This window comes from Lacipirellula limnantheis, from assembly GCF_007746075.1.
GTDB classification, from domain to species: domain Bacteria; phylum Planctomycetota; class Planctomycetia; order Pirellulales; family Lacipirellulaceae; genus Lacipirellula; species Lacipirellula limnantheis.
In genome coordinates, this window is record NZ_CP036339.1 from 3272117 (window position 1) to 3282437 (window position 10321).

A 10321-nucleotide genomic window follows, 5' to 3' on the forward strand; every position below is an offset into this window, starting at 1 on the left:
TTGGCATCAAAAGCCTCGCTCTGCCCGTCGCGGGTTGTTTACTACCCTCGATCCCATCGCGGAACCACTTCGGCGCTATCCTAGGCTGCGTCAGGTAATGAGATACCCGGCAACCATTGGCGACATCGACCGAGTTCGCCCTAGCTGCTACGAAAGTTATCGCAGGTGCTTCTCGCCTGCCTTGTATTTGCCGTCGTCGGTGAAGCTTTTCGGGTCACTCATCGCCTTTGGCGGATTCGCCATTAGCTCCTTGAGATTCGTCGCAACGGAGGCCGGCTGAATGCCGCTATCGTTGCCGTTCATCAGGCAACACACGGCAGCAAAGAGCGCATCGACGTTAGCGCTGGGGCATCGGTGTGAGAACTCCAACATCGCGTAAGTCGCCGTCAGCCAAGCGGCGACTTCGGAGCCCGGGTTCGCGTCACGCATAAACCCAAGCTCCCAGTCTTCAAATGTGCGGCACCAGGTCAGCCGCTTGCCATTGTGCCGCCAAACCCACCGGATCATCGGCAGAAGCTCATCAATGTCAGAGTGCCGCAACTGGCCGTGCTTTAAAGTCTCAGGGTCGATCCACACGTCCTCGTCTGGCGAGCCGTCCTGATGCTTGAGAATGGCCCTGATATGCCGCGGACTGGGCGGTCGTTCGCCTTCGACGTACGGAATCGGTTCGTCGCTCATCGATCCTCCAATGCTAGGTTGTCCGGAAACCAATATAGCCGCCCCGTATGCCGGGGTCTTCGGTTAGGGATGCCATTGCTGGGTCTCCCAAGGATTAGGGGAAATTGTTGATGCGAATTTCTGAAAGTCTTATGCTCACGCACAGCTGACCGTGGGGGGAACAACACGGGAGCTGGACTAATGAGGCATCTTCTTTTCGCATTCTTTCTGTTAGTGGCGTCGCCATTCGCCGTCGCTGTACCGCTGAGGTTTCAACTCGACATGGTGGCGGGTTCGATCCCGCAGGGCCATTTCCTTGTTGACGCCACGATGCACCTGGATATCACATGGGATGCAGCGGCGGTTTCTCCATCGTTTGAAAGCGACGACAACACGCTCTGGCCGGTTGGCGACTCGACTGGGTAATTGACGATCATCGGTTCAGCGAGCGCGGATGGCACTTACGCAGCGGAGTTCTCGAATCAAGAAGCATTCGGCTGGCAAGTTGCAAACAACGTTTGGTGGGGGGGCGACGTCCTCTATTTTCCGTCGATGTTCTTTGAAATTAATGGAAAAGAAATCTCGACTGGGCGGCCAAGCGCGACATTCGCGGGTTCGTTTTTCAGTGGTTCCCCGCCGTTCTTTCCGAAGCCGTTCACCAACTCCGACGCAGGCTGGGGCTCGATTCGAATCGATCTAGTTAACGCAACCGTCTTGTATGGGGCGGCGACATACATACCCGAGCCTGTCACTGCCGGACTGGCGATCGCCGCCTTCGTGTGCCTCGCCGCCCTCCGTCGCCGCAAGTAACCCCGCCGCGGCGCTGAACGTGGCGTTTCCTCCCTACGCGCTCCTAGCCCGCCTCACGCATTCCGACAGTTGCCGGTGGATTCCCTCTGCCGACCCGCAAGCGCCAATACGGGGGCATTCTATTCGGTCGAATGGTGACGATGGTTGCAATCCGCGCCTGCGTCGGAGACAGTAGAACAAGCCTGTTCTGTCAGCTTTGCATCTACACTCTCAAGATTTCAATAAGCATGATTTCAGAATTGACCTTTGTTCGCACACTCTCGATATTCGCGCTGATTCTTAACTTCCTGCCAGCGCCATACAGCCAGGCTGCCGAATTTAAAATCATCGACATTGGAACGTTAGGCGGCCAAAGCTGCTGGCCGACTAGCATCAGCCAGGCGGGGCACGTCACTGGCCGATCCACAACGCTCAGTGGGGCCGAGCATGCATTTCTTTATTTCGGCGGCATGACCGACCTAACGCCCTCCGGCGCCACGTTCAGTTCTGGCAACGGCGTGAATTCGATGGGGCAGGTGTCCGGTACGGCGGTAGTCAGAAATCAATACCGAGCGTTCTTATTTGACGGTTCCCTGCATGATCTAGGTCTGGGCGATGGGTATGGAACCCACGGCGGCGGAATCAACGAACTAGGCGTAAGCGTCGGAGCAATTCAACAATCCGACGGAAATTTTCGCGCGTTCCGATACGACGGATCGCTCCACGACCTGGGAAAGCTAAGCGAGGGAGCATCGGCCGGCTCCGACATCAACTCCTCTGGAGTGATCGCAGGCTACTCATCGCCGCTGGGAAGCACGTCAACGATCCACGCGATTCGCTACGACGGAGCTTTTCATGACCTCGGAACCCTGGGGCAAGGCTCCTACAGTCGTTCCTCTGCGATCAATGACGGTGGTCTCATTGCGGGGTATTCAATGACGTTTGGGTTTAACTTCGATAGTCGCCACGGCTTCCTCTACAACGGTGCGATGATTGATCTGGGAACGCTCGGCGGATCTTTCAGCGAAGCCACGGGAATGAACAACTTCGGTCATGTGGTAGGAAGCTCAAGCGACGCAATGGGCGAACCGCGGGCCTTCCTGTTCAAAGATGGTACGATGGTGGATCTGAATGCACTGATTGATCCGGGGTCTGGGTGGCAGCTTTTAAGCGCCAGTGATTTGAACGACGCGGGACAGATTGTTGGAGTAGGATTGAAGAACGGGCAGGAGCGGGGCTTTCTACTCACCCCAGTCCCTGAACCCAATGGAACAATCATGGGCATTCTCATGGTGACGGTCATCGCACAATCGCGTCGCTTCAATCTCTCTGCGAGTTGCTTTACCGTCCTGCGACATCAAGAAGTGATTCGGGAGAAATCACGCCAGACACGCGACGCTCGCCGCGAAGAACAGAGCAGCCAGCGTATAGCGGATGATCTTGGACATAATCGTAGTGCCTAGTTCGCGGCGACGGCCAAAGCCGACCGCAGCATGAACCGTCTGATTCGCAAAGCCGCGACGCCAGCGAGGCAATTGGGCGCGTAAGTCCAGACTTTCCCTTCTGGTCAGATTAGTATCTATTCCATGCAGTATTGGAATCTGCGATATTGTCGCAAGCCATTTTATCAACGCAGTCGCGGTAGCCATTCGGCGACAGGAGAATTTTAGAATGAGCGATAACGATAATAACACGCAGACATCTACACCCGCGCGGCAGGGTGCTGTAATTGGCATAGCGATTGGGGCAGGTATGGCTGTCAGTCACCTAATTCGCAACGCAACACAGGAGCAGATGGGTGTGACTGCATCCGTAGTCGTTGCTGTGTTGGCTGCTGCGGTCGTAGCGGCCATCGTCGCCACGGTCGCCCATCGACTGCTGATCGATGCAAATCGCTAACGCAGGTCCAGGTAATTCTGCGCGAGTTGCGAGTCGTGCGATTATTCCGCAAGTAGAATCGGCAAGTCCGCACCGTTGGCCAGAATGGAACAGACCTTCTTCAGCGAAGAAGGCTGTTTTCGCCTTCGCCGCCAGCGGCGATAGTTCATTCTGAAGGGCGAGCGTCGACAGTTGAGACTTTAACGAACGTTGTGACTTTCGAGATGACCACAGAAGCATCTCTCGGGCCTACGGCGAGTATTAGTCCATCAAGCGTATTGCTCTCGCTAGACGACTTCTCTTCTGGAAGCACGTTCTTGTCTATTCCTCAAGTACTGCACGCGCAAGTAAGGGGGAATTGGCTCACTGAAGGATTCGTTGAACTCGCCTTCAATGTCATAAGTGGGGCCGAGAAGGTTTCACAATCGGCCAGCTACGTTTATGTCGTAAACAGCCTAGTGAGCGGACCGGGGCCGAAAGGCGCCACCGCCACTTTGCAGCGGAGGTCCCCAGTCGTTTTTGTTACCAGCCGCGGAGTGTTTTCCTGGTTTTACTCCACATCCAATATCAACCTGCTAATACGCGTTCTAATTTGAAGTAGCGCGCCTCCTCTTGCGCCCGCCCAGTTTATCCATCATGCTATCGCAATCCCCTTTTTGAGAGGTTGCGATGGAGGTGAAGGGCCATTTGCCTCAGGCGGAACTCAAGCGTCTGGAACGCGTCGAGAAGGACGCCGACCGCGCCAAACGTCTGCGGATTGTGATTCTGGCGCAGGAGGGATGGACGGCTCCAGCCGTGGCGATGGCCGTGGGCCTGAGTCGCCGCATCTGCCAGCGATGGGTGCGTCGCTACAACGAACAAGGCCTGGCGGGCCTCAACGATCGACGCGGCCGCGAAGAGCGTTTGCCGCTGACGCCCCAACAACAGGACGAAGTTCGTCAGCGTCTCGACGCTGGCCCCACGGCGGAAGACGACGTCTGCTCGCTGCGCGGCAAGGACGTGCAGCGGATTCTGGCGCAGGAGTTCCATCTGCTCCGCTCTTTGGCCGGCGTGTATCACTTGCTACACCGGTTAGGCTACTCGTACCTCCGCCCTCGGCCGCGGCATCGCAAGGCGGACCCCGAAAAGCAAACGGAGTTCCTCCGTCAGTGGCCAGAACGCGTGCAAGCGATTGCCGCGGCGTATCCGACCAAACGTCTGCGGATCTACTTCCAGGACGAATCGCGGTTCGGCCAACAAGGAACGACCACGAACGTCTGGGCCAGGACCGGGTCGCGGCCGACGGCCATTCGTCAGACCGAGTATGAATATCTCTGGGTGCTGGGAGCGGTCTGCCCCGAGACGGGGCATGCCGAAGGGCTGCTCAGCCCGCAGCTCAATGCGAAGATCGTCAATGAGTTCCTCGCCCAGTTCGCTCGGACGATTCCCTCAGGCGAACATGCCGTGATGCTGTGGGACGGGGCCGGCTTTCACATCAGCCGCCAACTCCGCGTTCCCGACAACGTCACCGTCGTCACGCTGCCGGCCTACAGTCCCGAACTCAATCCGATCGAGAATTTATGGCACTATCTCAAGAGCCACTGCTGGAGCAACCGAGCCTACGACAATTACGACGCCCTCGAACAAGCCGCCGTCGACGCCTGGACGAAAGTGGCTCTCGACGCCGAACTCATGAAAACCGTCTGTGCCGCCACTCACCTCGATCGCGCTACTTCAAATTAGAACGCGTATAAGTCAGCCCACAGGAAGCACCAGGGACGCCGATTTGTATCTCGGAAAAGTTTCATTCGTCCCGGTCCCTGAACCTTCGTCCGTCGCCATGTCTGTGAGTTGCTTACTCGCCCTCGCCGCCCTCCGTCGCCGCAAGTAATCCCGCCGCCTGCCCGCCACGGGGTGTTGTTGGCCTCATACAATCCTGCATGATTCTTATCGTAATCGGCCGCCGCAGGCCCAGCACTGTTCGCCTGGCGGTGCTTGCTCGTGCTCCTTGATACAAGTGGGAGGGAGCAGGAGAGTTATTGATTAATGCGGCGACGGCGCTTTTTGGCGAGGAGTGCTAGGCCGCAAGCGGTGAGGAGGCTTAGCGTGGCGGGTTCGGGGATGCTGGCGTTCGCGGGGGTTGCGCCGCCGCCGCTGCCGACTTGTTGTTGCCACAGCAAAAAATCGGCGCCGGTGACGAGGTTGTCGCCCGTGGCGTCGCCTGTGGCGCGGCCGCCGGTTGTGCCGAAGCCCGTTTTCCAGATGGCCAGGTCGGCGGCGTCGACGTGGCCGTTGGAGTCAAAGTCGGCGGCGAAGCTTGGCGTGAGCGAGATTGTGCCGGCGGTGAGCAGCTGGGACGTATTCCACGCGAAGCCGTCGACGTTCTGCAGGTTGAGCGCGTTGAAGCTGCCGGCGACAGTCCCCCAATCGAAGAGATTGAACGACAGCGGGCTCGTTGGCGTGAAGCCATTGATAAACTGCACTGCCATCACGCCGCCGAGGGTGAGCTTGTCCGAGACGTCCAGATGGTCGTATTCGGTCCCTTGATCGTCGCCGCCGATTTCCATCAGGAGCAGCGAAGTGTTGGCGAGCGTAGCATCGCCGGCGAACGAGACGGCCGCGGGACTGTTGCCGGGGCTGAAGGCGCCATCGAATCGGACGGAGCCGGCGTAGGAGCCGGCGCCGGTGACTGAGCCCGAGAACGCAATGGGCTCGGAGCCGGCCGTGCCGTTGACAGTACCTTGGTTTATGAAAGCGCCGTTGATCGTCCCGTAACCGGCGACGGTCTTGCCGGAGTCGAGCTGAATGCCGTGGAGGCTGGAGAGCGAGCCGCCGGCGAGCGTGGTGGAGGCACCCAGCTTGGCGACGCCGGCGCTGAGGAGATTGACCTGCTGCGCTCCCGTGTTGAGCGCGCCTTGGAAGGCGTCGAAGCCGGTGGCGAGTTCGGCGTCGCCAAGGGTCAGCGGTCCGCCCGAGGCGACGATGGAACTCGAAGGCGAGCCGGTGATGCGCGAGTAAATGGCGCCGTACCCAGTGGCCGCGCCGGTGAGGGTGACTCCGGCGTCGGCGACGATCGAGCCGCCGGCGAGCGTGGCGGAACCGACAGTGACGGCTTGGGTGGCGGTGAAGGCGTGCGCGCCGACGGCGAGACCGCCGCTAATCGTAGTGGCCCCGGTGACGGTGGTTGGGCCGATGAGTGCGACTGAGGCTGCGGCGTTGCTTTGGAGATTGGCGTTGATCGCGCCTTTGACCTGCAGCATGCCCGCCGTCACGTTGAGCGCTGGCGCCGTGATGCCCTGATTCAAGACGGCGAGTCCGGCCGTGGTCTTGTTCACGGCATTGGCGGCGGCGACGGGGACGTCGATCGTGCCAGACTGGAGGGCGAGCGTCGCGGGGATGAGAATGCTGCCGACGGCGCCGCCGACCGTTCCGCCCTGCAGCGTCACCGTGCCGCTCTGCTGAACGTATCCGGCGAGATTGAGCGTGCCGCCAGTGATGGTCACCGGCGCGGTCGGAGCGAGCGCGTTGGCAGTTGCTAAGCTCAGCGTGCCAGCCTCGATGCGCGTGCCGCCGGTGTAGGTTTGCTGCTTGGTGAAGATCTGCTCACCAGGCCCTTGTTTGACGATGCCGCCGGCGCCGCTGACGGCGTTCGAGATGACTCCGTCGAACGTGAATGGACCGGGAGCCGACACCGATACTGGCGAGGTGATGGTCAGGGCGGGCGTGCCGCCGTCGTTATCGAGTTTGATACTGCTGACGACTCCCGCTTCGTTGGTCAACGCGCCAATGCTGGCAGTAGCGGCGTCGACGGTGAGCGAACTCGTGGACGAGAAGAACCTCAATTCGCCGGAGACCGTCAGGGAGGCGCGGTCGCTGATCGTCGCCGTGCCTGTGCCCCCCTTCTGCGCGGAGTTATACCCGCCCAAGCCAAGGAAATTCGTTGTCAGCGCCGACGAGGCATCCTCGACCGTGAGCGTGCCGGTGACGCCCGCGAGCATGCCAACCGCCATGGCGCCTGAATTCACCGTGGCCGCAGTGGAGACCGTGACGGTCGCGTTGCCGTTGAAGCCAGCGACGAACAGGCCGATGTCCCGGACCTTCGCGCTCTTGGTGACGGTGAGGCTGTTGCCGCTCGAGCCGCTCGCGCCCATGAAGAGCTGGCCGAAGGTCGCGACCTCGGTCTGTTCGTCACGGATGATTAAGTTCGAGCTGCCCGCGCCGCCGGATTGCAGGACGAGATTTCCCCCGCTAGTTCCATTCACCTTGGCGCGGTGGGAAACGGTTACCGTTCCTTCGGCCATATACATCGCCGAGAAGGCGTCGAACGACGTGCTCGTCAGCGTGTAGGTTCCTTCGAAAAACTCCGTGCTCCCAGCTTGGTGCAAATAATTCTTAATAACGTTCGTCGCACCCAGGTTCAAAAACTCCAGCGTACCGGCGCCCGTCTTGTCGATGCCGAAGGTGTTGCCCGAGGTGGAGTTCACCGACCCGAACACAGCCAGCTTTCCGCTGGGAATGCTCCAGTCGGCCTCGCCGCCGAGAATGACGCTGCTGTCAATCCGATGACTGCCAAGCGAGCTCGTCATGTCGCCGCTGCTGATCGTCAACTGATTATCCTGAAGTCGATAGGCGCTACTGCTGCTAAACAGCACATCGGCGACTGTGCGATTTCCGGACAAGTTGATGTTGCGGTTGCTGCCGGCGGCGGGGAACTCAACGGAATCTCCGTTCGCGGGTGCGCCCGAGGGCGACCAATTCCCTGCGACGCTCCAATCGTTGTTCGTGCCGCCCGTCCAGCGCTTTGTTACCGCGTGAGCGTCGCTAGCCATCGCGGTGATGGCCAGCAGGCTTGTTAGGAGGATGACCAGGCGAGCGCGCATCGAGAGCGGAGCAGCAGATTGCGAGACGAGCATGGGGGACTTCTCAAAAAGGGCGCACGGGCAGGATCAGGGTCGTCGCGGCGGCCGAGACGAGCATTGAAGATAAGCGGCCGCCCCCGTCGGTTCAAACACAAGCCAGGAGGTGGCCGCCAAACCTCGTCGTGACGAGGGCGGCGACCCTAATCACCACGCGACTGCGACTCGCCGCAGTCCTCCTGGAGCTCGGCGAAGTAGCGACGGAGAGAGTTACACGAGCTTCTGCCGGCTTTCTGCGCGCCGTCGCGCCGCAGCGATACTCTAGACTAGTCAGCTCATAGACGGCTCACGTCCTCTATGTCCGGTTAAACAGTGAATGCTTCGCGAACAGATCACACCTATGAAGCCAGTCACTCATCGAGCTGTTTTTACTAATATTTGCGCAGTCGCTTGCGCGCGTAGGTCGCCCCGACATAAGTAACGAACCTGCGGGGAATGGATTCCAGAAAAACGTTGGATAGATGGGGCGCTTTGACGGCCAAGGCGACCGCTGTGCGTCAGAGTGAGCGCGGAGATGGGTTTCCGGAGCGCCGGGCCAGTGCCATCAAACGCATGGGTTGACGACGCACGGTATGCGGCGGGTCAAAACCGGTCGAAATCGATCACCCGCGCCCAACCGGGTGGCGCCCGCCGGCCGTACGGATCGTCATGGGGCGATGCCCCGACTTGCCCGCATCTAGATGGCTTGGAACAATGCGATTGCCATTCCTGAACACCTGACGGGAGCCATCAATGCCAAAGCTAGTCGTAGAAGGGGTCGGCGAATTCGAGGTCACGGAAGGCAAGCGCCTAGTGCTTGCTCTCGGGCAAGACGCGGGAATCGATCAACTGCATGCCTGCGGTGGGAGTGCACGCTGCACAACCTGCCGGGTCGAGTTTGTCGCGGGCGAGCCCGATCGGATGACAGTTGCCGAGCGTGACGTGCTTGCGGCACGCGGCTTGTCGGGCATCAGGCTTAGTTGTCAGATTGTGTGTGATCACGACGTGACCGTTCGCGCCATTAGCCGGCTGGCAGGTAGCGGGCGAAAAGATGCAGGACACGAACCGGCCGCCGAGATCGAGCCGCCTCCGGAATGGATTAATAAATAAGTGGCGCCGTCGCTTCAATAAACGGTCGGTTGTTGACAAGTGTGTCGCGTCGATGAGTTGCTGGAATTCTCTCAGCCCCGATTTTGTCGTGCACGCAAACTACAACTGCCCGTCTAAAACGGCGGTTTAACGGAGGCGACGGCGTGGGGACCCTATTTGAATGGCACATCGGCATCAATGAGACGGGCGCCAGGAACTCTTCAGGCGAGATATTGTCGCCCGAAGTCTATGCCGCTGGCGCCGATACCTTGCCGACGCGAGTTCGGGCCGTTCCTGCGGATCCGCAGGCCAGTTGGACGCTCGATCAGGTTGCCGATTGGCTCCTCGGGCTGATCGAGTCGGAGACGCGCTTTCTGGCCGGAATCAATCACCGTTTCTCCTTCCCAGCATCCTATTTCGAGCAGCAGGGCCTCCGATCGTGGCGAGATTTACTGGCCGATCGGGAAGTCCTAACTGACGAAGGGGAGGGGCCTTTTGTCGAAGCGGCCCGCTTTAACGACGGACTGCCAGGACCGGAACGGGGCTGGCGGATGACGGAGCGATGGGGGAACTCGCTGACCTGCATGTTTCAGTATGACGTGCGGGGGCTCAACGACAGCTCGCATTCCGCCTTGCCGTGGCTACGCCGGATTCGCGAGCACGCGGGCTCGCGCCTTCATGTGTGGCCCTTTGACGGCTGGATTCCTCCGGAGGATCGCAGCGTCATTGCCGAGGTTTATCCGCTGCAGGCCTCGAACTATTATCCGCGCAAGTGGCGAGGCCCGGCGGAGCAGAATGCGTACACGATTTCTCGTTGGCTGTTGGAGGCTGATGAACTTGGCATTCTGAACGGTTACTTTCGACCGCAGCTCCCTGAGCGAATCTGCCGAGCGGCGGCGGTGGAAGGCTGGATTCTGGGAGTCCATTGAGTCAATGAAGTGGAAGTGAATAGAAACATTGGATGACGGATCCAGTCGAAGAATGAGATTTCCGGTCGGGAAGACAATTGGGAAGGATGTTGTCCGCGTAATGCC

The 10321-nt window shown here is 59.7% G+C and carries 9 protein-coding genes; 7 read left to right on the forward strand and 2 right to left on the reverse strand.

Annotation, left to right across the window (positions count from 1 at the left end; genetic code table 11):
• Positions 1 to 156: 156 nt before the first annotated feature.
• On the reverse strand, positions 157 to 678 hold the full coding sequence (locus tag I41_RS12690; protein ID WP_145433045.1) for a hypothetical protein: 522 nt from the start codon (positions 676 to 678) through the stop codon (positions 157 to 159).
• Positions 679 to 858: 180 nt separating this feature from the next.
• Here I41_RS12690 and I41_RS12695 point away from each other — a divergent pair, with 180 nt between their 5' ends.
• From I41_RS12695 to I41_RS28605, 5 genes are all read left to right on the forward strand, one after another.
• Complete coding sequence (locus tag I41_RS12695; RefSeq protein ID WP_145433046.1) at positions 859 to 1083, forward strand: hypothetical protein; 225 nt, start codon at positions 859 to 861, stop codon at positions 1081 to 1083.
• On the forward strand, positions 1084 to 1467 hold the full coding sequence (locus I41_RS12700; RefSeq protein WP_145433047.1) for a hypothetical protein: 384 nt from the start codon (positions 1084 to 1086) through the stop codon (positions 1465 to 1467).
• 227 nt (positions 1468 to 1694) lie between these two features.
• Entirely contained in the window at positions 1695 to 2909 is a 1215-nt protein-coding gene (locus I41_RS12705; RefSeq protein WP_210421187.1) for a hypothetical protein, read from the forward strand.
• A gap of 1084 nt (positions 2910 to 3993) precedes the next feature.
• Positions 3994 to 5046, forward strand: a complete 1053-nt coding sequence (locus tag I41_RS12710; RefSeq protein ID WP_145431984.1) for an IS630 family transposase — start codon at positions 3994 to 3996, stop codon at positions 5044 to 5046.
• Complete coding sequence (locus tag I41_RS28605; RefSeq protein ID WP_145433049.1) at positions 5009 to 5194, forward strand: PEP-CTERM sorting domain-containing protein; 186 nt, start codon at positions 5009 to 5011, stop codon at positions 5192 to 5194. The genes I41_RS12710 and I41_RS28605 overlap by 38 nt, the downstream gene beginning before the upstream one ends.
• A 145-nt stretch (positions 5195 to 5339) precedes the next feature.
• On the opposite strand, the gene I41_RS12720 is transcribed toward I41_RS28605, so the two are convergent.
• On the reverse strand, positions 5340 to 8216 hold the full coding sequence (locus tag I41_RS12720) for a beta strand repeat-containing protein (protein WP_145433050.1): 2877 nt from the start codon (positions 8214 to 8216) through the stop codon (positions 5340 to 5342).
• A 735-nt stretch (positions 8217 to 8951) separates the two neighbouring features.
• On the opposite strand from I41_RS12720, the gene I41_RS12725 reads away from it, so the two are divergent.
• Together I41_RS12725 and I41_RS12730 are read left to right on the forward strand one after the other, a co-directional pair.
• Complete coding sequence (locus I41_RS12725; protein ID WP_145433051.1) at positions 8952 to 9308, forward strand: 2Fe-2S iron-sulfur cluster-binding protein; 357 nt, start codon at positions 8952 to 8954, stop codon at positions 9306 to 9308.
• A gap of 143 nt (positions 9309 to 9451) precedes the next feature.
• Positions 9452 to 10216 (forward strand): hypothetical protein, encoded by a 765-nt coding sequence (locus tag I41_RS12730; protein ID WP_145432835.1) that lies wholly within the window; start codon positions 9452 to 9454, stop codon positions 10214 to 10216.
• Positions 10217 to 10321 lie beyond the last annotated feature (105 nt).

Coding starts and splice junctions, on each gene's coding strand:
- I41_RS12690 (WP_145433045.1), bottom strand. CDS start 678: ATGAGCGACGAACCGATTCCGTACGTCGAAGGCGAACGACCGCCCAGT.
- I41_RS12695 (WP_145433046.1), top strand. CDS start 859: ATGAGGCATCTTCTTTTCGCATTCTTTCTGTTAGTGGCGTCGCCATTC.
- I41_RS12705 (WP_210421187.1), top strand. CDS start 1,695: ATGATTTCAGAATTGACCTTTGTTCGCACACTCTCGATATTCGCGCTG.
- I41_RS12710 (WP_145431984.1), top strand. CDS start 3,994: ATGGAGGTGAAGGGCCATTTGCCTCAGGCGGAACTCAAGCGTCTGGAA.
- I41_RS12720 (WP_145433050.1), bottom strand. CDS start 8,216: ATGCTCGTCTCGCAATCTGCTGCTCCGCTCTCGATGCGCGCTCGCCTG.
- I41_RS12725 (WP_145433051.1), top strand. CDS start 8,952: ATGCCAAAGCTAGTCGTAGAAGGGGTCGGCGAATTCGAGGTCACGGAA.